The organism is Stenotrophomonas sp. Iso1 (assembly GCF_027497995.1).
Lineage (GTDB): Bacteria > Pseudomonadota > Gammaproteobacteria > Xanthomonadales > Xanthomonadaceae > Stenotrophomonas.
Genome location: NZ_JAODBT010000002.1, coordinates 346,841 through 367,768, shown reverse-complemented (window position 1 = coordinate 367,768; position 20,928 = coordinate 346,841). Strand labels below are relative to the sequence as shown.

Annotated in this window: 25 protein-coding genes; 13 read left to right on the top strand and 12 right to left on the bottom strand. The window is 63.1% G+C overall.

Annotated elements, in window-relative coordinates:
• Nucleotides 1-162 precede the first annotated feature (162 nt).
• Genes PAN08_RS10635 through grxD form a run of 3 tightly spaced genes read right to left on the bottom strand, consistent with a single transcriptional unit; the run spans nucleotide 163 to nucleotide 1,813 of the window.
• Nucleotides 163-756, bottom strand: coding sequence for a YhgN family NAAT transporter (locus PAN08_RS10635; RefSeq protein ID WP_269791488.1), 594 nt, complete (start codon nucleotides 754-756; stop codon nucleotides 163-165).
• A complete protein-coding gene (locus PAN08_RS10630) occupies nucleotides 753-1,469 on the bottom strand; it encodes an SDR family NAD(P)-dependent oxidoreductase (RefSeq protein WP_269791487.1) in 717 nt (238 codons plus the stop codon). Before PAN08_RS10630 ends, PAN08_RS10635 begins: the two co-directional genes overlap by 4 nt.
• 23 nt (nucleotides 1,470-1,492) lie before the next feature.
• Nucleotides 1,493-1,813: a Grx4 family monothiol glutaredoxin gene (gene grxD, locus PAN08_RS10625; RefSeq protein WP_057635604.1), complete on the bottom strand. Its 321-nt coding sequence runs from the start codon at nucleotides 1,811-1,813 to the stop codon at nucleotides 1,493-1,495.
• A 118-nt stretch (nucleotides 1,814-1,931) separates the two neighbouring features.
• Here grxD and PAN08_RS10620 point away from each other — a divergent pair, with 118 nt between their 5' ends.
• Nucleotides 1,932-2,510 (top strand): superoxide dismutase, encoded by a 579-nt coding sequence (locus tag PAN08_RS10620; RefSeq protein ID WP_269791486.1) that lies wholly within the window; start codon nucleotides 1,932-1,934, stop codon nucleotides 2,508-2,510.
• 84 nt (nucleotides 2,511-2,594) lie between these two features.
• Here the strand turns inward: PAN08_RS10620 and PAN08_RS10615 are convergent, their stop codons facing one another.
• The 3 genes from PAN08_RS10615 to purE all read right to left on the bottom strand — a co-directional run bounded on the left by PAN08_RS10615 (nucleotide 2,595) and on the right by purE (nucleotide 4,642).
• On the bottom strand, nucleotides 2,595-2,930 hold the full coding sequence (locus PAN08_RS10615) for a carboxymuconolactone decarboxylase family protein (RefSeq protein WP_269791485.1): 336 nt from the start codon (nucleotides 2,928-2,930) through the stop codon (nucleotides 2,595-2,597).
• A gap of 69 nt (nucleotides 2,931-2,999) precedes the next feature.
• Entirely contained in the window at nucleotides 3,000-4,142 is a 1,143-nt protein-coding gene (locus PAN08_RS10610; protein WP_269791484.1) for a 5-(carboxyamino)imidazole ribonucleotide synthase, read from the bottom strand.
• Nucleotides 4,139-4,642, bottom strand: coding sequence for a 5-(carboxyamino)imidazole ribonucleotide mutase (gene purE / locus PAN08_RS10605; RefSeq protein ID WP_269791483.1), 504 nt, complete (start codon nucleotides 4,640-4,642; stop codon nucleotides 4,139-4,141). Before purE ends, PAN08_RS10610 begins: the two co-directional genes overlap by 4 nt.
• A gap of 59 nt (nucleotides 4,643-4,701) precedes the next feature.
• Here purE and PAN08_RS10600 point away from each other — a divergent pair, with 59 nt between their 5' ends.
• The 4 genes from PAN08_RS10600 (at nucleotide 4,702) to PAN08_RS10585 (ending at nucleotide 7,405) form a co-directional block, all read left to right on the top strand.
• A complete protein-coding gene (locus PAN08_RS10600; protein ID WP_269791482.1) occupies nucleotides 4,702-4,971 on the top strand; it encodes a Trm112 family protein in 270 nt (89 codons plus the stop codon).
• Complete coding sequence (nadC, locus tag PAN08_RS10595; RefSeq protein WP_269791481.1) at nucleotides 4,971-5,828, top strand: carboxylating nicotinate-nucleotide diphosphorylase; 858 nt, start codon at nucleotides 4,971-4,973, stop codon at nucleotides 5,826-5,828. Before PAN08_RS10600 ends, nadC begins: the two co-directional genes overlap by 1 nt.
• A gap of 115 nt (nucleotides 5,829-5,943) precedes the next feature.
• On the top strand, nucleotides 5,944-6,936 hold the full coding sequence (locus PAN08_RS10590) for a DUF2272 domain-containing protein (RefSeq protein WP_269791480.1): 993 nt from the start codon (nucleotides 5,944-5,946) through the stop codon (nucleotides 6,934-6,936).
• Between the two features lie 118 nt (nucleotides 6,937-7,054).
• Nucleotides 7,055-7,405: a DUF3301 domain-containing protein gene (locus tag PAN08_RS10585; protein WP_269791479.1), complete on the top strand. Its 351-nt coding sequence runs from the start codon at nucleotides 7,055-7,057 to the stop codon at nucleotides 7,403-7,405.
• Between the two features lie 389 nt (nucleotides 7,406-7,794).
• On the opposite strand, the gene PAN08_RS10580 is transcribed toward PAN08_RS10585, so the two are convergent.
• The 6 genes from PAN08_RS10580 to PAN08_RS10555 form a co-directional block, all read right to left on the bottom strand.
• Nucleotides 7,795-8,235, bottom strand: coding sequence for a ClpXP protease specificity-enhancing factor (locus PAN08_RS10580; protein WP_269791478.1), 441 nt, complete (start codon nucleotides 8,233-8,235; stop codon nucleotides 7,795-7,797).
• 126 nt (nucleotides 8,236-8,361) lie between these two features.
• Nucleotides 8,362-8,997 carry a glutathione S-transferase N-terminal domain-containing protein gene (locus tag PAN08_RS10575; protein WP_269791477.1) on the bottom strand — a complete coding sequence of 212 codons (636 nt, stop codon included), beginning with the start codon at nucleotides 8,995-8,997 and terminating at the stop codon, nucleotides 8,362-8,364.
• 138 nt (nucleotides 8,998-9,135) lie between these two features.
• Nucleotides 9,136-9,852 carry a cytochrome c1 gene (locus PAN08_RS10570; RefSeq protein WP_269791900.1) on the bottom strand — a complete coding sequence of 239 codons (717 nt, stop codon included), beginning with the start codon at nucleotides 9,850-9,852 and terminating at the stop codon, nucleotides 9,136-9,138.
• Nucleotides 9,853-9,874: 22 nt separating this feature from the next.
• On the bottom strand, nucleotides 9,875-11,134 hold the full coding sequence (locus PAN08_RS10565; RefSeq protein ID WP_269791476.1) for a cytochrome bc complex cytochrome b subunit: 1,260 nt from the start codon (nucleotides 11,132-11,134) through the stop codon (nucleotides 9,875-9,877).
• 2 nt (nucleotides 11,135-11,136) lie between these two features.
• On the bottom strand, nucleotides 11,137-11,757 hold the full coding sequence (gene petA / locus PAN08_RS10560) for a ubiquinol-cytochrome c reductase iron-sulfur subunit (protein ID WP_269791475.1): 621 nt from the start codon (nucleotides 11,755-11,757) through the stop codon (nucleotides 11,137-11,139).
• A gap of 172 nt (nucleotides 11,758-11,929) precedes the next feature.
• Nucleotides 11,930-12,841, bottom strand: a complete 912-nt coding sequence (locus tag PAN08_RS10555; protein WP_269791474.1) for a transglycosylase SLT domain-containing protein — start codon at nucleotides 12,839-12,841, stop codon at nucleotides 11,930-11,932.
• Between the two features lie 206 nt (nucleotides 12,842-13,047).
• Between PAN08_RS10555 and miaB the strand changes: the two genes are divergently transcribed.
• From miaB to PAN08_RS10515, 8 genes are all read left to right on the top strand, one after another.
• Nucleotides 13,048-14,436: a tRNA (N6-isopentenyl adenosine(37)-C2)-methylthiotransferase MiaB gene (miaB, locus tag PAN08_RS10550; RefSeq protein ID WP_269791899.1), complete on the top strand. Its 1,389-nt coding sequence runs from the start codon at nucleotides 13,048-13,050 to the stop codon at nucleotides 14,434-14,436.
• Between the two features lie 419 nt (nucleotides 14,437-14,855).
• Nucleotides 14,856-15,842 carry a PhoH family protein gene (locus tag PAN08_RS10545; RefSeq protein WP_269791473.1) on the top strand — a complete coding sequence of 329 codons (987 nt, stop codon included), beginning with the start codon at nucleotides 14,856-14,858 and terminating at the stop codon, nucleotides 15,840-15,842.
• Nucleotides 15,839-16,324, top strand: coding sequence for an rRNA maturation RNase YbeY (gene ybeY, locus PAN08_RS10540; RefSeq protein WP_269791472.1), 486 nt, complete (start codon nucleotides 15,839-15,841; stop codon nucleotides 16,322-16,324). Before PAN08_RS10545 ends, ybeY begins: the two co-directional genes overlap by 4 nt.
• Nucleotides 16,314-17,063 carry a hypothetical protein gene (locus PAN08_RS10535; protein ID WP_269791471.1) on the top strand — a complete coding sequence of 250 codons (750 nt, stop codon included), beginning with the start codon at nucleotides 16,314-16,316 and terminating at the stop codon, nucleotides 17,061-17,063. The genes ybeY and PAN08_RS10535 overlap by 11 nt, the downstream gene beginning before the upstream one ends.
• A gap of 72 nt (nucleotides 17,064-17,135) precedes the next feature.
• On the top strand, nucleotides 17,136-17,717 hold the full coding sequence (locus tag PAN08_RS10530; protein WP_269791898.1) for a hypothetical protein: 582 nt from the start codon (nucleotides 17,136-17,138) through the stop codon (nucleotides 17,715-17,717).
• A gap of 71 nt (nucleotides 17,718-17,788) precedes the next feature.
• Complete coding sequence (locus PAN08_RS10525) at nucleotides 17,789-18,667, top strand: transporter associated domain-containing protein (protein ID WP_269791470.1); 879 nt, start codon at nucleotides 17,789-17,791, stop codon at nucleotides 18,665-18,667.
• A 47-nt stretch (nucleotides 18,668-18,714) separates the two neighbouring features.
• On the top strand, nucleotides 18,715-19,890 hold the full coding sequence (locus tag PAN08_RS10520) for a DUF4105 domain-containing protein (RefSeq protein WP_269791897.1): 1,176 nt from the start codon (nucleotides 18,715-18,717) through the stop codon (nucleotides 19,888-19,890).
• 15 nt (nucleotides 19,891-19,905) lie between these two features.
• Nucleotides 19,906-20,913, top strand: a complete 1,008-nt coding sequence (locus PAN08_RS10515; protein WP_269791469.1) for a magnesium and cobalt transport protein CorA — start codon at nucleotides 19,906-19,908, stop codon at nucleotides 20,911-20,913.
• The last annotated feature ends 15 nt before the right edge of the window (nucleotides 20,914-20,928 follow it).

Sequence of the window (20,928 nt, the reverse complement as noted above, 5' to 3'; positions counted from 1 at the left end):
GGGGTCAACCGGGCGCCTGATCGGCTTGAATCTGGGGGTCCCTTACCGAGGCGGTTGCAGCCGCAACGGTTAAGATAAGGTTAACACGGTAATGACAATTTATGACTGGAACAAGACAGTCGTGCGGCACTGCAACAAGACAAGAATCGCCGAATCAATCGCTTAATGGATTGACGTGAGGTAGGCCGCCAGCCCGTCCAGCAGCATCTGCACGGAAATAGCGACAAGCAGCATGCCCATCAGCCGCTCCAGGGCTATCAACGCGCGGGACCCCAGCAGTTTGTAAAGCAGGGGCGCCGACATCAGGATCGCGGCCGTGGCACCCCATGCCAACAGCAGCGCCAAGCTCCAGTCCCCCAGCCGATGGGGCTCGTTGCTGCCCATCAGCATGACCGCTGCCATGCCGGAGGGGCCGGCCACCAACGGGATGGCCATCGGCACGATGAAAGGCTCGCCGTCAGGCACCGCCCCCATCAGACCTTCCGGCCGGGGAAAGATCATGCGGATACCGATCAGGAACAGCACGATGCCACCGGCAATGGCCACCGACTCCTGCCGCAGGTGCATGAGCTCAAGCGCATAACGCCCGCCCCACAGGAAACCCATCAATACGACCAGGGCAATCAGCAACTCGCGGATCAGCACTACCCGCTGCCGGCGAGGTGTCAGCGGCTTGAGCAAGCTCAGGAAAACGGGAATATTGCCCAGCGGATCCAGGATCAGGAACAGCATCAAGGCTGCCGACAGGACAGTCATGCAGGCAGTTCCAGCACCCTTCCCCGCCACGGCGCGCCGTCGGCGGCCAGCAACTGCACACAGGCCTGCGCGTAGTTGACCGGATCGACCGCCACCGCGTCTTCTTCATGGGTAAATGCGCGCGCGCGCAGCCCAGTGCGCATTGGCCCGGGCTGAAGCCCACTGACCCGGACCGGGCCGTTGCCGAGTTCGTGATGCAGGGAATCCAACAAGCCCCGCAATCCGTACTGAGCGACGCCATAGCCTCCCCAGTAGGCCTGACCGACCCTTTGCGGGTCATCCAGCGCAAATACCACTGCCGCATCCTCGCGCTGCCGCAACAGCGGCAGGCAGGCCTGGGTCAGCCAGGCACGGGCGGTCAGGTTCACGTGGATGGCGCGTGCGAACGCAGCCGGGTCACCGAGCGCAAATGGCGTCAGCCCCGGGAAATTGGCGGCGCAGTGCAACAATCCGTCCAACCGCCCCAGCTCGGACTCCAATCGCTCGGCCAGGGCCGCATAGTCGTCCGGACTAGCCCCCTCCAGATCCAGCGGATACAGCAGCGGCTCCGGCCCGAGCCGGGCGACGCTGTCATAGACCCGATTGAGCTTGGCGACCTTGCGCCCCAGCAATACCACCGTGGCGCCGGCCGCCGCGCAGGCATTGGCGGCCGCAGCCCCCAAACCACCCGCCGCACCTGCTACCAACACCACCCTGCCACCCAGTTCCGGCATCCCGGCACTCCGTGGCTGCGCACTCACGCTTGCCCGGCCTCGGCGACGATGCGCTTGAGCTCACCGGACTCCAGGAGTTCCAGAATGATGTCGCAACCGCCGATCAACTCACCATGCATATAAAACTGCGGGAAGGAAGGCAGGTTCGAGTAGCGCGGCAGATTGGCACGCACTTCGGGGAACTCCAGCACGTTGACCGTACGCAAATTAACCGCACCAGCAGCCAACAGGGCCTGCACCGCGCGACTGGAATAACCGCACATAGGGTACTGCGGCGTACCTTTCATGAACAGGACGAGGGGATGCTGTTCCACCTCAGCCTGGATTTGCTCCATCACCGGCATTCGAATTCTCCCTGCTGCGAAAGAACGGCCTGTCCTGGTCGGATAGACTTTCCGTGGCCGCCAATTGTAAGCCGAGCCGGCCCACTCCCGGCGCCCTCTCCTCGAAAAGAAATGCACCATGCCCGTACAACTGCCTGAACTTCCTTACTCCCGCATTGCGCTGCAACCGCACATTTCGGCAGAGACACTCGACCTGCACCATGGCCGCCATCACCGCGCCTATGTGGATGCGGTCAATGCCCGTATCGCGGGCACCGAGATGGACGAACTGTCGCTGGAGGACATTGTCCGCAGCAGTCAGGGCAGCCTCTTCGAGGCCGCGGCACAGGCGTGGAACCATGCGTTTTTCTGGCAGTGCCTGCATCCACGCGCCGGCGACGAGCCGCATGGTGCCTTGGCCGAACGCATCAACCTGCAGTTCGGCGACGTGCAGAAGCTGCGCGAGGAATTCAATCGCGCCGCGATGGCGTTGTTTGGCTCCGGCTGGGCATGGCTGGTGCAGCACCCGGACGGCAAGCTGGCCATCACCACCACCCGCAATGCCAATACCCCACTGACCGGCGACAGCACGCCGTTACTGGTCTGCGATGTGTGGGAGCACGCGTACTACACCGACTACCAGAATGACCGGGCACGTTATCTGCAGGCCTTCTGGAAACTGGTCAACTGGGATTTTGCCAGCGCGCAGTTGCGCTGAAGGCCGCTGAGTGCCGAGCTATGCTCGGCATAGGGAATACCGAAAAACCCCCAGCGGAGCGTGACTCCGCTCTATGAACACGGCTCAGTCATGGGCGGCCACCGCATCCAGTACGCGCGCCGAATACACCATCGCTGCACCGGCGTTGAGCGCCACTGCAACACCCAGTGCCTCAGCGATCTCTTCACGACTGGCACCCTGCTTCAGCGCTGCATCCACGTGCGTGGTGATGCAGCCGTCACAACGCGTGGTCACCGCCACGGCCAGCGCGATCAGCTCACGCGTTTTGCCGTCCAGATGCGCGGTCTGCGCGCCAGCTCCACTGAGAGTGAGATAGCCCTTGAGCGTATCGGGCGACAGCTTGCCCAGCTCGCCGATGCGACCTTTCAGCTCACGACGATATTCATTCCAATCCAACATGAGGCGTCTCCGTCTGTGGTGCCGGAGACGCTACGCCATAGGATATTACGGCGACGTAACGACCACGCCTCAGCGGCGCAGCGTTTCCAGAAGCGGCACCACCTGCGCCTCAACAGCCAGCGCTGTGCCTACCCGTTCCAACGCATCAGCCAAAGCAGTGGCGGAATCATCACGCAGGTTGGCATGGCCCACCTTGCGACCTTCCCGCGACTGTTTGCCGTAGTCATGCCAATGGCCGCCTGACTCACTCAGCACCGGGCCGGCGTCGGGCATCTGCCCGATCCAGTTCAGCATGCAGGCATGACCCAGCATGCGGGTGTCGCCCAACGGCAGGCCAAGCACCGCGCGCAGGTGATTTTCAAACTGCGAGGTTTCGGCGCCATCGCTGGTCCAGTGACCGGAGTTATGCACGCGCGGCGCCATCTCGTTGGCGAGCAGCGCATCGCCACGGCAGAACAACTCCAGCGCGAATACACCGACGTAGCCCAGCTTCTCAGCAACGCGGCGCGCGTAGTTGATAGCGGTTTCATGCTGCGCCGACGAAACCGTAGCCGGCGCAAGGCTGGCCGACAACACGCCGTCCACATGCCAGTTGCCCGTCAGCGGCCAAGCGCGGAATTCACCATCGCGAGCACGCACGGCGACAACACTGATTTCGCGGTCGAACGCGACGAATCCTTCAAGGATCAGACCTGTCTTTTCGACCTGCGCACCCAAGGTCTGCCACGCCGTGTCGATATCAGCCTCGCTGCGAATACGGAACTGGCCCTTGCCGTCGTAGCCGAGGCGGCGCGTCTTGAGGATGCACGGCATGCCGAACTCGCCCACCTTGGCGGCCAGTTCGTCGCGACTGCGAATATCGGCGAACGGCGGCAGTGCGATCCCCAATTCCTGAAACAAAGTCTTTTCGCTCAGGCGGTCCTGCGCCACAGCCAATGCGGCCGGGTTCGGAAACACCGGCTTGTGCTCAGCCAACCAGCGCGCGCTTGCTGCGGGCACGTTCTCGAAATCGAAGGTGACCACATCCACCTTGGCGGCAAATTCGGCCAACGCAGCGGTGTCATCAAAGCCGTCCACCTGCAGCGGTGCGACCTGCCCGGCACAGGCGTCAGCCGCAGGGTCAAACACGACGAAATGCAGGCCCAGCGGGGCCCCGGCCAACACCATCATGCGGGCCAGCTGGCCGCCGCCCAGAATGCCTACGGTGGTCATTGGCGCGGGTCGTCCGCAGCCATCACGTCGTCGGTCTGGCGCGTGCGGAATGTTTCAAGCGCCTGGCCGATGGCCGGCTGCTCCGGTGCCAGCATCGCCGCAGCAAACAGCGCTGCATTGGATGCCCCTGCGTTGCCGATGGCGAACGTCGCAACCGGAATACCGGCCGGCATCTGCACGATCGACAGCAACGAATCCATGCCATTCAACGCCTTGGACTGCACCGGCACACCGAGTACCGGCACGGCAGTCTTGGCAGCCAACATCCCTGGCAAGTGGGCGGCACCACCGGCACCGGCGATGATCGCGCGCAACCCGCGCGGGCCAGCCTGCTCGGCGTAGGTGAACAGCACGTCCGGCGTGCGATGCGCCGAAACCACCTTCACTTCATACGGAACGCCCAGCGCATCAAGCTTCTGGGCAGCGTGCTGCATGGTTTCCCAATCGGAACGGGAACCCATGACGATGCCGACAAGCGGCACGGAGGGGTTGAGGGTCATTGGCCGTCACCTGCTGCAAAGACGTATTCTAGCCGCCTTCCCCGCAAGACCACGACCTGATGGATCGCAAACTACTCGACCTGCTCGTCTCCCCGGACACCCGCCAGCCGTTGGCCCAGCTGGAAACCGCTGGCCTGGAAGCGTTGAACCGCGCCATCGCCGGCGGCCTCGTCACCCGCACCGACGGCGGCGCCCAGACCGAAGCACTGCGCGAGGCCCTGGTGACCCGCGACCGTAAACAAGTATTCCGCGTTGAAGACGGCATCCCCGTGCTGCTGGCCGATGAGGCCATCGACACCGCGCAGATCACCGACTTCCCGGGCAAGTAATGCTGCCGCACCCGCCGCTTGCACCGCCGCAGGAACAGATCGACGCCGACGTCACCCGTGCATTGGCCGAGGACATCGGCAGCGGCGACGTCACTGCCGCCCTGCTGCCCGACAGCGCCGATATCGCCTACCTGCTGTGCAAGCAGGATGCGGTGATCGCCGGCCGGCCCTGGTTTGATGCCACGCACCGTGCGCTCGACCCAGCGGTGCAGATCCATTGGCGGGTGTTGGAAGGCGACCACGTCAAGGCCGGCACGGTGCTGGCCACGCTGCAAGGCCGCAACCGCAGCCTGGTCAGTGCAGAGCGCACGTCGCTCAATTTCCTGCAGACCCTGTCTGGCACCGCCACCATTACTGCCCGCCATGTGGCCGCAGTGGCCGGCACCAAGGCACGCATCCTCGATACCCGTAAAACCCTGCCCGGCCTGCGCCTCGCGCAGAAGTACGCGGTGCGTTGCGGCGGTGGCGACAACCACCGCATTGGCCTGTTCGACACGGTGATGCTCAAGGAAAACCACATCCGCGCCGCCGGCTCACTCACTGCCGCAGTGCAGGCCGCGCGCGCGCAACAGCCGCACTTGCCGCTGGTGGTGGAAGTGGAAGACCTGCAGCAGCTTGAAGAGGCCCTCGCCGCCGGTTGCGAGCGCATTCTCATCGACGACTTCAGCCCCACCATGCGCCGCGATGCCGTACGCATCACCGCCGGCCGCATTCCACTGGAAGTGTCGGGCAGCGTTGATCTGGCCGGCCTGCGCGCCATCGCCGAGGATGGCGTGGACTGCATTTCCATCGGTGGGCTGACCAAACATGTGCAGGCCATTGATCTGTCGCTGAAGCTCGGCCCACCACCGGGCTGAGCCATTGTTGTTGGCCTGGTTGCCTGCCCTCTAGAGCTGGCTCCCTAAGCTGGCGCTCACAGCTTCCACACGGCTTGAACTGCAACACTTCCCCTGCACCCCCGCGGAGTCAGATGTGGCGTACCGATACCTGTTGTGCGGCCTTGCGCTGCTCGCCCCTGCTTTTTCCGCTGCCGCGGTCGAGGCTTGCGACATCCCCGTGCGTTACGGCGTCAGTGAGACCGCCAAGGCCATCGTTCGCGCGGCCTGCGATGAACATCGGTTGTGGTACCGCCCCTTCATTGACCGCGATGGCCGCATCGCCAGCCTCGGCGTCACCGAAGCCGAAGCCGAGCACCTGGCCGACAACGGCCTGATCGCCTGGCAGCGCGTTGCCGGTTATTGGCGCGAAAGCGGCACATTGTCAGCAATGGGTGCCATCCCCGGCGCAACCAGTTGCATGCAGCCGGCAGGCAACCGCTACACCGACACCGACTGCCGCGCCTTTCTGATCGACAATCCCTGGTCAGCCGCTTTTATTTCATGGCTGATGACCCGCGCCAGCGTGCCCGGCTTCAATCGCTCGCCGCGCCATATCGACTACATCCGCGCCGCTTATCAGGGCGGCGCCAACGGCTCACCTTACCGGCTGGCCGATCCCGGCGCAGAGAAACCCGCCCCCGGTGACATGCTCTGCTTCTTGCGCAATCGCAGCAGCACGTTGAACTACGCAGGGCTGCTTGAGGCACTGGGCAGCGGCCGCGCAGGCAATTGGAAATCGCATTGCGAAGTGGTGATCGGCGCCAATGTCGGCGGCGACCGCACGCTGTACTTGGTTGGCGGCAACGTGGCCAATGCGGTGGTGATGCGCAAACTCATGCTCGATCGGACGGGCCTGCTTGAACTGCCCAAGACCAACAACGCGCAAGCCACGGCCTCGACCCCTGAGCAAGGGTGCTCACCTGGCCATGAGGAGGAGTGCAACCTCAACCGACAGGACTGGGCGGCACTGCTGAAGCTGACCGCCACCGCGCCGATTCCTGCCCCACCCCCTGAGCAGGCACCCATCCCGCAACCCACCTCATCGCTGCCGTCACAAGCGAACGAGCCGGCCCCGCCCACGCGCTGAGGGGACACCTCCGTCACCAGTACCGACGGCTCTCGGCGCGCTCGAAGCGGCGAGCTCGTCGGCTTGCGAGGGATCACGATGCTGCGCCAGGCGCGGCGGGATGCCCTAAAGTATCGGCATGCCTACTCTGCTTATTCTGATGATCGTCGGTGCGATTGGTTTTGCCGCGTGGGATCGGTCCCGCGCCGCCGCTGACCGCGCTACCGAACTTGGCCGCAACGCCTGCCGCGCTGCCGACGTGCAATGGCTGGATCAGAGCGTGCACGCCACCGGCCTGCGCTTGCGTCGCCTACCCAGTGGCTGGCTGGGCTTCGAGCGCAGCTTCCGCTTCGACTACTCCTACGACGGCGTCGACCGCCACACCGGCCGTCTGGTCCTGCGTGGCGGCCAGTTGATCTCCTTCACGGGCCCCTCGGCTGCCCAGATAGGCCGCCTCCGTCAAAGCACGGAAGAAGCCGAAGACGTTTGATCCAAAAGCTACGAAGCAAGCGACCCCATGAGTGCCGCAGGCACCTTGAAGAACCAGAAGGCCACAAACCTGGCCGGCGCGGAGTAGCCCCGCGATCAACGAACTCTGCGCGTCCGAACGTTCCCACTGACAGATGAACTCCGCTCCTCGCGGTTTGCGCCATACCTTCAGCAAGCCCAGCGCGCCAGCTACCTCGCCACCGTTTCGACGCGGCGGTATAGGCCGCGAAGCTACTGCAGCTATCGGCGTAGCAACGTACTGCCATCAAGTGTTCTACACACTGCGAATACTCCGCGAGCAAATAGCCCCCAAAGCCGACGGCTTATGCCATTCCGCTGCGACGCCAGCTCAACGAGAACCGCCACCTTTCGGTGGCGGCAGTGAGCGGATTACTTGACCACGCGCAGGTGCGGGCGCTTACCTGCCGGCGGCGGCGGGGGTGCATCCGGCGGCGTGGTGTCAGGTGGCAGATCGTCATCGGCAGCCAATTCGGTGCCGGGGATATCATCCGGCAATGCCATGCCCTGCCCTGTTTCACGCGCATACACGGCCAGCACAGCCGCAATCGGCACATGCACCTGAAAGCTGGTTCCAGAAAAGCGCGCAGTGAAACTCACCGCGTCATTGTCGATATGCAAGCGCATGACCGCCCGCTCGGCAATGTTGAGCACAACGCGCTCTTCCTTGACCGCAGTGGGTGGCACCTGCACGCCCGGCACGCCGGCATCGACCATCAGGTGCGGGGTCATACCGTTGTCGTTGATCCACTCCACCAATGCCCGCAGCAAGTACGGGCGATGGCTGCTCATACGGAATATTTCTTCAGTCATGTGACAAGTGTACTTGGCATTGATGCACGAACGCCGCCCTCAGGCGGCGCCCAATGCTCCGACATACAGCGGGCATCCATGCTTTTCCATGCCACTGACCGCCATGTTAACCGCGACAAAATTCCGTCAGCCCGGCAGCTCGCGCAGCTTCCTTTCCTGGTCGGTCAGGCTACGGATGAAGCCAGGGTGGCGGAACAAGCGGTTACCGTAATCATCAATGGCCTTGCCATCTTTTGGCAGCGGAATGCCCAGCGATTCCAGGCGCCAGATGATCGGCGCGATCGCACAGTCAGCCAGGCTCATTTCTGGATTGAGAAAGAACTTACTGGCCTTGAACAGCGGTACCGACTGAGCCACCAATTCTTTCAACCGCTTGCGACCGGCCTCCGCCTGGGTCTTGTTACCCAGCTGGATGGCCTGCACCTGCGGCACCCAGTCGTGCTCGATGCGCAGCATCGCCAGGCGCAGACGCGCACGTGAGAGCGGATCCACCGGCATCAGCGGCGGGTGCGGATAACGCTCATCCAGGTATTCGCTGACCACCGAGGCCGCGTACAGCACCAGCTCGCGCTCAACCAGCGTCGGCACCGAGTGGTACGGATTGAGATCAATCAGATCTTCAGGCGGATTCTGCGCGTCAACCGGCACCAGGTCGTAATTCACGCCCTTGGCTGCCAGCACCAGCCGTACCCGGTGACAAAGAACATCGTCAGTAGCAGAGAACAGGGTCAGGGTATTACGCATACGCACACTCGCCGCCATTAAAGGCTCTCCAACGGCCGGAATCCGCCAGCCTTGCGGCCCCACCGGCCCATTGCCTGTGGTTGCCTCGGTCCTGCGAGTGTGCCAATCGACAGGCACGGTTGCCAAGGCCCCCGTTCACCCGGCTTCCAGCCCCGCTCAATGAACGTCTTTCCAATACTCAACCTTGACTAAATAAGCCAGGAAGGTCAGCAGCGCAAGGAACAGCACCACCCATACACCCAGACTCTGCCGCTTCAAGGCGGCCGGTTCACCGACATACTCCAGGAAATTTGTGATGTCGCGCACCGTCCTGTCGTACTCACGCGCATCAACATTGCCCGGCTGGCCCATCGTGAAGCCCACCACCGGTGGCTCAAGACCTTCCTGCTCCGGCTTGCCGTGAATGGCGTGCTGGATGCCCTGCAGCTCCCACAGTGGGTTGGGCATTGAAGCATTGGGGAACACGGAGTTGTTCCAGCCCAGCGGCCGCGACTCGTCCAGATAGAACGATTTGAGATAACTGTAGATCCAATCGGTTCCGCGCACCCGGGCGATCAAGCTCAGGTCGGGGGGCATCTTGCCAAACCACTTGGTAGCTTCGTCATGTGGCATCGCCACCTGGATCTGCTCGCCAAAGGCCGCACCGGTGAAGTTGAGGTTTTCCATCACCTGCGCCTCACTCAGGCCCAGGTCCTCGGCCATGCGCGAGTAGCGCAGGTACTTCAGCGAATGGCAGCTCGAGCAATAGCTCATGTAAGCCTGGGCACCGCGCTGCAGCGAGGCCTGGTCACCCAGGTCGTTGCCCGCCTGCTGCAGCTTGCTACCACCTTCGGCGGCCGAAGCCGACGCACAGAACAACACCGCCACGGCCATTACCAGCCGCACAATCCACTTGTCAGTCATGCGTCGTCACCCGTTCCGGTACCGGCTTGGTGCTGTCGAGTTTGGTCCATACAGGCATGGTGATGAAGAAGGCGAAGTACAGGAAGGTCAGTACGCGACCAACCCAGGTTTCCCAGATCGCCGTGCCCGGGCCCGAGCCAATCACCATCAGCCACAGGAAGCACACCACCAGCATGCCCAGCATCACCTTGGAGATCGGCCCGCGATAGCGGATCGACTTGACCTTGGCCTTGTCCAGCCATGGCACCAGGAACAGGATGGCGATGGCCGAGAACATCACAATCACGCCACCGAGTTTGTTCGGTACCACACGCAACATCGCGTAGTACGGCGTGTAGTACCAGACCGGTTTGATGTGCTCCGGCGTTACCAAACGGTTGGCCTCGGTGAAGTTGTCATGCTCCAGGAACAGGCCACCAAAGGCCGGTGCGAAGAAGATGATGAAAGCGGCGAGCGTAAGCAGGAAGCCAACGCCGACCAAGTCCTTGACCGTGTAATACGGGTGGAACGGGATGCCATCGGCCGGGGCGTTCGACGACCAGCGGTTGCCCTTGGGCCCCTTCTTGATCTCCACGCCGTCCGGGTTGTTGGACCCCACTTCGTGCAATGCGCCCAGGTGCAGCACTACCAGCAGCAGCAACACCAGCGGCAGTGCGATCACGTGCAGTGCAAAGAAGCGGTTGAGCGTGGCATCGCCGGGCAGGTAATCGCCCATGATCCATTCGGTCAGTCCGTTGCCGATCACCGGAATGGCACCGAACAGCGAAATGATGACCTTGGCACCCCAGAACGACATCTGGCCCCAGGGCAGCACGTAGCCCATGAAGGCTTCGGCCATGAGCACCAGGTAGATCAGCATGCCCAGAATCCACACCAGCTCACGTGGCTTCTTGTAGCTGCCGTACATGAGCCCGCGGAACATGTGCAGGTACACCACGATGAAGAACAGCGAGGCGCCGGTGCTGTGCATGTAACGGATCAGCCAGCCCCATTCCACGTCGCGCATGATGTATTCAACCGATGCGAACGCCTCGGCTGCGCTGGGCTTGAAATGCATCGTCAGGAAGATGCCGGTGAGAATCTGGTTGACCAGAATCACCATTGCCAGTGAGCCGAAGTAGTACCAGAAGTTGAAATTCTTCGGCGCGTAGTACTCGCTGACATGCTTGCGATACACCGGCATCAGGCCCGGGGCACGCTCGTTGACCCAATTGGCCACGCCGGTAGCGGTGCGGATAAGAATATTGGCCATGCTCAGGCAGCCCCCTGCGGATCGACGCCGATGACGATGGTGTTGTCATCCGTGTAATGGTGCGGCGGCACCAGCAGGTTGATCGGCGCTGGCACGTCCTGGAACACACGACCGGACATGTCGAAGCGCGACTTGTGGCAGGGGCAGAAGTAGCCACCCTTCCATTGCGCGTCGTAAGGCTCGGGACGAATTTCGGCGACCATTTCCGGCGAGCAACCCAAGTGGGTACACAGGCCGACCAGTACTGAGACATCCGGCTTGATCGAGCGATATTCCGGATTGGCTTTGAGCACGTATGCCGGCTGCTGGTCCGTGTTGCCCGATTCGGGATCCTTCAGACGCCCATCCAACGTTGGCAACGCGTCGAGGATGGCCTTGGACCGTTTGACGATCCAGATTGGCTGGCCACGCCATTCCAGGATCAGCCGTTGGCCTTCCTGCAGAGCGCTGATGTCTGCGGTCACCGGCGCGCCCGCGAGCTTGGCGCGGGCACTGGGATTCCACGATTTGATGAAAGGTACTGCTGCGAAGCCGACGCCAACTGCTCCGACCACCGCGGTGGTCGCTGTCAAGAACCGACGACGGCCGGTATTGACTGGATCGTTTACCCCATCGTTTGCCATCCGGCACTCCGATATTGATTAGGTAGCTTAAGGCTGCCAGCAGTCTGGTGGGGGCCAGCCCGCTATGAAACAAATCGTTCGCGAGTTTAGCGGAACGCTTAACGCCCGCACAACGCGATCAAACACCAGTCCGCGTGATTTGTCACGGCCTGTTGCAACAGGAACACCCTGCTTACTGCCGCGAAGCCTGCTCACCCCGGTAGCGATCGGCCAGTTGCGCCACCCGCCTGACGTAGTACTGGGTCTCCCGATAGGGAGGCACACCGCCATGCCGATCCACCGCGCCTTCGCCCGCGTTGTACCCGGCTGCAGCAAGGGTCAGATCACCGTTGAAACGGCGCAGCAACCAGGACAGGTACTTCACACCACCGCGAATGTTCTGGCCGCTGTCATAAGCGTCAGTGACGCCGAAACGGCGCGCGGTGGCGGGCATCAACTGCATCAGGCCCTGCGCACCTGCACGGCTGAGCGCAGTGGGGTTGAAGGCTGACTCGGCATGGATGATGGCGCGGACCACGGCCTCTTCCACACCAAACTCACGAGCGGCAGCGGCGATCTCGGTGTTGTAGGCCTGGGTGTTGAGCCGCACCGAACCGAAGTTCACGCCCGACTGCACGCCGCAGGCAAAGCAGCGCTCGATGTAGCTGTAGTTGATGGTACGCACGTTGCCGATGCTGGCCACCTGCGCAGGACGGGCGCTGGTGTAGTGGCGCACGCCGTCCTTCATATAAGAGTAGACCTGCCCGCTGACGACCCGCTGGGCGCGGCTGGCCGGCGCGGTGGGAACGGGTGTCGGGGCAATTGCGGGTGAGGCAATCTGGGCCGCTACCGCGGTGGGGCGGGCCTCGGAACTGGCGGGTGTACTGACAGCTGGCGAAGGTGTCGCACCCACGGGCGCACGATGCGACGCCCCGGGTGACGGGCGATAGCTGCTGACCACGCTGCAGCTGGCGCCGCCGACGCGTTTATTGACGTAATTCGGAATTCCATCGCTGCCAATGCACTTGTACAGCGTGCCGGCACTGGCCGGCAGGGCGACCAATGCAGCAATCAGAATGCCGGTGATCCCCAAAATCCCCTTCATGGGCGGGAGTCTCCCAGCTTCACCGGGGCTTGCCAAGTATTTGACGCCGCCGTTTCGCCGCTCATCGCCCCCGACCGATACAATAGCCAGCTTCGTTAGCGGCCTCTGGTCGCCAGCCCGCCCACCCGTCTGGAATAAGCACCATGCCCGGGACGCCAGCCTCTCCCCTGCCGACCAAGGCCGGCTCTGCCGCGCCGCCTGTTGAAATGACCACTCCTGAATTGATTCCCCTGCCCGGCGTCAAGCCGAAGGTTGCCGGCGGTGTGCGCGGCAAGCTGTACATCAAAACCCACGGTTGCCAGATGAACGAGTACGACTCGACCAAGATGGCCGACGTGCTGGCCGAGGCCGAGGGGCTGGAGCTGACCGACAACCCCGAAGAAGCCGACGTGGTGCTGGTCAACACCTGCTCCATCCGCGAGAAGGCGCAGGAGAAGGTGTTCAGCCAGCTCGGCCGCTGGAAGGCGCTGAAGGCCGGTGGCCGTGACGTCATCATCGGTGTCGGCGGCTGCGTGGCCTCGCAGGAAGGCGAAGCCATCATCAAACGCGCGCCTTATGTGGACCTGGTGTTCGGCCCGCAGACGCTGCACCGTTTACCGGAGCTGATCCGCGCCCGTCGCGAGCAGAACAAGCCGCAGGTGGACATCAGCTTCCCGGAGATCGAGAAGTTCGACCGCATGCCCGAGCCACGCGCCGACGGCGCATCGGCATTTGTGTCGATCATGGAAGGCTGCTCCAAATACTGCTCGTTCTGCGTGGTGCCTTATACCCGTGGCACCGAAGTCAGCCGCCCGTTCGAGGACGTGGTGGTCGAATGCGCCCAGCTCGCCTCGCAAGGCGTGCGTGAGATCAACCTGCTCGGCCAGAACGTCAATGCCTACCGTGGCCCGTATGGCGACGGCGAGATCGCCGACCTCGGCCTGCTGATTCGCACGTTGGCCGAAATCGACGGCATCGGCCGCATCCGTTTCACCACCTCGCACCCGCTGGAGTTCAGCGATTCGCTGATAGATGCCTACCGCGACGTGCCGAAACTGGCCAACTACCTGCACCTGCCGGTACAGGCCGGCAGCGACCGCATCCTCAGCGCGATGAAGCGCGGCTACACCGCGCTGGAATTCAAGGCCAAAATCCGCAAGCTGCGCGCGGTGCGCCCGGACATCTCGATCAGCTCGGACTTCATCGTCGGCTTCCCCGGTGAGACCGATGCCGACTTCGACAAGACCATGAAGCTGATCGAGGACGTGGGCTTCGACCAGAGCTTCTCTTTCATTTACTCGCGCCGCCCGGGCACCCCGGCCGCCGATCTGGAAGACACGCTCAGCGATGCCGACAAGCACGCCCGGTTGTCGCGCCTTCAGGCCCGTATCAGTGAACATGCCGCGGGCATCTCCGAGCGCATGGTCGGCACGGTGCAGACGGTGCTGGTCGAAGGCCCGTCCCGCAAGGATCCGAACCAGTTGACCGGCAAGACCGAGAACATGCGTTCGGTGAACTTCGATGGCAACCCGCGCCTGATCGGCCAGTTCGTGGAGGTGGTCATCACCGAGGCACTGAGCAACTCGCTGCGCGCGCGCATCGTCGCCCAGGATTGATCGCCGGACGACAATGAGAGAGGGCCGGCCGCAAGGCCGGCTGGCTCGCGGGAACCGCATCCCAGCCTGAGACCGAGCCCGGCCATCGATACGACGGCCCTCCCCTTGGTCATTTTTTCATCACATAGACGAAAGCCCCGCCACCATTGGGCTACGCAGGGTTATCCACACCTTCATGCAGGTTCGATCCACATCCGATGTGGACAACGCACCTGTCCATGGCACTTTTTTGACCAATGCGCCTGAAGCCTTGCGGCACAAGGGCTACGGCACGATATCCACAGCTTCGCCGTGTTCGCATCCACACTGATTGTGGAGAACCTGCCTGTCCCGGCCTCACGCTGGTGGATACCTGCCCACGGCGCTACCCTTCCCTGCTCAGAACGCGGCCGCGCCGCGCCAGCAACAGCGATTGAACGATGACCACGACTACCCACCGCGACTTCACCCTTGACCCCATCGACAACGAGCGACTGGCCAACCTGGCCGGCCCGTTCGACGAGCATCTGCGCCAGATCGAACTCAAGCTGGGCGTGGAAATCGCCAACCGTGGCCATGTGTTCCGGATCAGCGGCCCGGGCAAGACTGCTGCCGAGGCCGAAAAACTGATCAAGGTGTTGTATGCCGAGGCCACGGACACCGTGTTCGACAACCACGGCATTCACTTGCGGCTGAACCAGGCCAACGTGGCGCAGGTAGTCGACCACGCCTATGAAGCGCAGGACATCGCGATCAAGGTCAAGCGCGGCACTGTGCGGGGGCGTGGCGCCAACCAATCCAAGTATCTGCACCAGATTGCCACCCACGACATCAACCTCGGTATCGGCCCCGCCGGCACCGGCAAGACGTTCCTCGCTGTGGCAATGGCGATTGAGGCGTTGAATGAATCTCGCGTGCAGCGCCTGATCCTGGTGCGCCCGGCGGTTGAAGCCGGCGAGAAGCTGGGCTTTCTGCCCGGCGACCTGACCCAGAAGGTCGACCCGTACCTGCGCCCGCTCTACGACGCCTTGTACGAAATGATGGGCGTGGAAAAAGTGGCCAAGCTGCTGGAGCGCAACGTCATCGAAATCGCGCCACTGGCATACATGCGCGGGCGCACGCTAAACGATGCGTTCGTGATTCTGGACGAAGCGCAGAACACCACCATCGAGCAGATGAAGATGTTCCTCACCCGCCTGGGCTTCGGCTCCACTGCAGTGGTTACCGGCGACCTCACCCAGACTGACCTGCCCAAGCACATCAAATCCGGCCTGCGCGATGCCATCGAAGTGTTGCGCGATGTGGAAGGCGTGAGCTTCACCTTCTTCGAGGCCCGCGACGTGGTCCGCCATCCGCTGGTGGCGCGCATCGTCAATGCGTATGACCGCCGTGACCTGCAGCAGGTCAAACCTGGAGCAATCGAATGACCAAGGGCCCCGTTCGTCTTGATGTAGCCGTGAGCTACGCACTCCCCCGCTCCGGCCTGCCGGCAGCGGTGAGCTTCCGCAAATGGGTGGCCGCCGCACTGAAGGGCCGCATCCGCGAGGCCGATCTGGCCATCCGCGTGGTGGATGCCAAGGAGGGCCAGTCACTCAACCGCCATTACCGCGGCAAGGACTACGCCACCAACGTACTCAGCTTCCCAGCAGAGTTGCCAGAAGGCCTGCCCAAGGGCGTGAAGTTCCCGCTACTGGGCGACCTGGTGATCTGCGCACCGGTGGTCGAACGCGAGGCCGAAGAACAGGCCAAGACGCTCAACGCCCACTACGCCCACCTCACCGTGCACGGCGTGCTGCACCTGCTGGGCTGGGACCACGAGGACGACAAGGAAGCCGACGCGATGGAACAGCTGGAACGCGAAATTCTGGCCGACCTGGGCATTGCGGATCCTTATGCGGGTGAGCGCTGAGTCGAGTTCAGATATTGGTAAAGTTGGCCGCAACCAAGGGACGGGAAAAATCATGCGATTGAGCACTCTTCCCAAGCGAACGTTACTGCTTCTGGCACTGACCCTGATCGCCCTGATCAGCACCGCCTCCCTTTCCCCAGCCCCCGCCGTGTCCATCGTCAGCATGCTCATCGGTTTGGGTGCCATCGTAGTGTTGGGCGTCGGGCTGATGCCAGACGTCCGACATGCGCTGAAGACGCGCCTCGATACGCCGCGCGGTGAAGTCGTCTGCATTCTGGCTACCGTGATCTTTTTCATCGCCACCGCAACCTGCGTCACGGTGTGGTGGGTATTGGCTTCGCGCGATGCAGAACTGCAGCGCGCGGTGATGACAGGCAACCTCATGGCCCTGCTCATTGGCGCCGCAGCTGCAATGGCACTCAGCGGTCCCATCGCGTGGCGCTGGATCGCTTTCCGCCTGCTGTCCCGGCCAGTTTCGTCCCTGCCCTTCTTCCGCACCACGTCCGGCGCGATGCGCCTGTTGATCGTGCTGAGCCTGGTGCTCTTGCTGCTTGCCCCAAAACTGCACGAAGCTCTGCAACCTTGGATTGATCAACCGTCCCTGCACTGGCTGGAAGGATTGTTGACGGTGGTGCATTGGAGTCTGGGATCGGTCCTGATCCTGGCGTTCCTGTCCGGCGTGAGCCAACTGCTGCAACGTGCCTTCGGCCCCCGACAGCATCCGCGCTCCCTGCACTGAGCCAGCGGCCGACCGCTATCATTGGCGGCCACGTTCAACTCACGCGGATCGCTTGTGCGCCCTACTTCTCTCCTGCCCCTGCTGCTCGCTTTCGGCGGCACCGCCCAGGCCCAGTCCAGCATCGACCTGCCCGCGTTGATTGAATGCCGGCAGAGTGTCAGTGAGTTCGCGGCGCTGGCGCCGGTTGCGGCCGATCCACTCAAGGCGGTCGCCCTTGGCTGGCGCCCGTTGCCGCAGGGCAACCTGTTCATGAACGAGTACATGCTGAACACGCCGATTACCGTGTTCGGCCGCAGCGCCGAGCACATCGCCATGGCGGGCGGCACCATCGTTGCCCTGTTCGACCTACCCGACCCACGACCGCTGGCCAAGGAACTGGAACTGGAAGTCGGTTATGACGCCCCGGAAAAATTCATGGCCGGGCGCGAGCTGGTCAGCCGCGATGTCATCGACGCCAAGTCCGGCGAGGCGCTGATCGAGTCGGTGATCCTGAGCGTGTCCAACGTCAAATCGCACCCCGGCAAGACCCTGGCTGGCTGCACCTACAGCCTTGACCAGCCAGCCGAAGGCGAAGCACCGACCAGCCCGGCGGCACCCTCCCCCGAAGCCCCGGCCGAGGCGGCCAAACCTGCCCCGGCGAAGCCCGCCCGTTGAGCTGCCAGCGGCAAACATCCTGCTAGACTTCTCGGCACCGCCCGGCCTGCCGGGTGCCGTCAAACCAAGAGATGTCTGAAGACGACAGTAGTACCAGCCCCGAAACGGGCGAGAAGAAACGTAGTTGGCTGGAGCGCCTGAGTTCGGCGTTCTCCAACGAACCCCACACCCGCGACGAGCTGGTGACGATCCTGCAGACTGCACAGCAGGACGGCCTGATCGCCGCTGACACCCTGCGCATGATGGAAGGTGCCATTTCGGTGGCCGAGCTGACCGTTGGCGACGTGATGATCCCGCGCTCGCACATGGTGTCACTGCAGGTGGAGTCGCCCTTCCTTGAACTGATGAAGCAGGTGGTCGAATCCGGCCATTCGCGCTTCCCGGTGCACGGTGAAAACAAGGACGACATCCTCGGCATTCTGCTGGCCAAGGATCTGCTGCGCGGCGTGGTGGCCGACAACACTCACGCCACCATCCGCGAGCTGCTGCGCCCGGCGGTGCTGATTCCCGAGTCGAAGAAGCTCAACGTGCTGCTCAAGGAGTTTCGGCTCTCGCGCAACCACATGGCCATCGTGGTGGACGAGTACGGCGGCGTTGCCGGCGTGGTCACCATTGAGGACGTGCTGGAGCAGATCGTCGGCGACATCGACGACGAGCACGATGAGACCGAAGACCACACCGCGCAGATCGCCATCCTTGCCGATGGTCGCTATGTGGTGGACGCACTGACCACGATCGGAGACTTCAACGAGCGTTTCGGTGCCGATTTCTCCGATGACGACTACGACACCATCGGCGGCCTGATCACTGAAGCCATCGGCCATCTGCCGGAGAACGGCGACGAGCTGGCGCTGGACCGCTTCGTGTTCCGTGTTGCCCGAGCTGACGCACGCCGCGTGCAGGCGTTCCACGTCACCATATTGCCCTCTGAAGACCAGGACGACGCTTGATCACTCTCCGGTTGCTGCGGCAGTTGCTGTCCGCGTTCGCATTGCTATTGCTGCTGACCGCCGGCAGTGCCGCCGCGCAACCCGTCCCCGCCGATGCCGGAGCGCCTGCTCCGCGCATCGGTGTGGTGACGATGCAGCCGGGTGAGATTTTCTTCGAGCGCTTCGGCCACGACGCGCTGGTGGTGGCCGACCCGGTGACGGGCCAGGCCACCTCGTACAACTTCGGCTTCTTTGATCCGTCCGAGCCGGATTTCGTCGGCAACTTCGTGCGCGGGCGAATGATGTATTACCTGGTGGCGCTGCCACTGGAGCAGGATCTGGCGCAATACAGCGACGCCGGCCGTGGCGCCAGCATTCAATGGCTGGACCTGCCGCACGCGCAGGCGCGCGCGCTGGCCGAGGGCTTGGCCGAGCGTTCCAAGCCTGAGAATGCGCGCTACCGCTACGACTATTTCACCGCCAACTGCGCAACGATGGTGCGCGATGCACTGAACCAGGCAATGGATGGCAGCCTGCAATCGCAGTTGGCCGGCCGTTCGCGCGGCAACACCTACCGCAGTGAGTCGGTGCGGCTGGCCTCGCCGTCGTTGTGGATGTGGCTGGGCTTCGACCTTGCCATGGGGCCGAGCACCGACCAGCCGCTGTCCCGCTGGGAAGAAGCCTTTGTACCGATGCGTCTTGCCGACAGCCTGCGCGAGGCACGCAACAGCGAAGGCCGACCACTGGTGCAAGCCGAGCAGGAGCTGCTGCCGCAGCGCCTCGCGCCGGAACCCAAAGAACACCTGCGCCGTTGGTGGCCGTGGCTGCTGCTCGGGCTGGCAGTCGCCGCTGCCATCGTCGCCGCGCGTCAGCGTCCGCGTCTGGTAGCGGGCTTCGCGTTGCCGTTCTGGCTGTTCTGCGGTGTCGCTGGCGCGTTGCTCACGTATATGTGGGGGTTCAGCGAGCACTACGCGGCATGGGCGAACCGTAATCTGCTGCTGCTTAGCCCACTGGCGTTGCTGCTCGTCCCCGGTGCGTGGACGCTGCTACGTGGGCGCCAGCCACGCCGTTGGTTCAACGTGATGTTGTGGCTGGTGACGGCGCTGGCCGCGCTGTCCCTACCGCTGCAATGGCTGTCGCTGCAGGCACAGTTCAACACCCAATGGATCGTGTTGTTGTTGCCCATCCATCTGGCGCTGACGCTGGTGTTCGCAAAACGCAGCTTGGCGGCCCGTCCACGCTGAGGCACGATGCCCGGCATGGAATCCATCACTACACCCCAGCCAACCAACCCCGCCTGTGTCATCAGCTGTACCTGGTACGGCGAAGACGGCAAGCCCCGTGCGCTGGATCTGGACAGCATCAGCGACATGCTGCAAAGCGATGCCAAAGGCTTTGTCTGGGTGGGGCTGTACGAGCCCAGCGATGACGTACTGGACAAGGTCGAAGAAGAATTTGGCCTGCATCCGCTGGCCATCGAGGACACCCGCAAGGCCCACCAGCGGCCCAAGATCGAAACCTACGGGCACTCGCTGTTTGTGGTGGTGCACACCGCACAGGTGGTGGACGAACGCATCCGTTACGGAGAAACCCACGCCTTCCTTGGCGCGCGCTTTCTGGTAACGGTGCGTCACGGCGCGTCGCTGTCCTACGCGCCGGTCCGTGCCCGGCTTGAGCAGGAACCGGAGCTGTTGGCGATGGGCCCGTCGTTCTGTCTGTACTCGGTGTTGGACGCAGTGGTCGACAATTACTCGCCCATCACCGACAGCTTCCGCGACACGCTGGATACGTTGGAGAAGGACATCTTCGCCGACACCTATAAACGCCGCACCGTCATCCGCCTGTACGACCTCAAGCGCGAACTCAACAAGATGCGCCTGGCCGTGGCACCGCTGCAGGATTCGTTGGCGCAGCTGCAACGCACCCAGGCACAGTTGATCAGCGAGGAAGTTCGTTTGTATCTGCGCGATGTGCAGGATCATGCAGCGCGCGTCAACGACGCCATCGACACCTTGCGCGAAATGCTGGGCACCGCCTTGAGCGTGAACCTGTCACTGGTGACGCTGGCACAGGGCGAAACCGTCAAGCAGCTCGGTGCGTGGGCGGCGCTGTTGGCCGCACCCACATTGATCACCAGCTGGTACGGCATGAACTTCGCGCATATGCCCGAACTGGCCGGCCGCTTCGCCTACCCGCTGTTGATGCTCGGCGTCGGCGCGATATGCGTGGTGCTGTACCGGCTCTTCAAGCGCTCCGGCTGGCTGTAGCGCCACCGAGTTCGT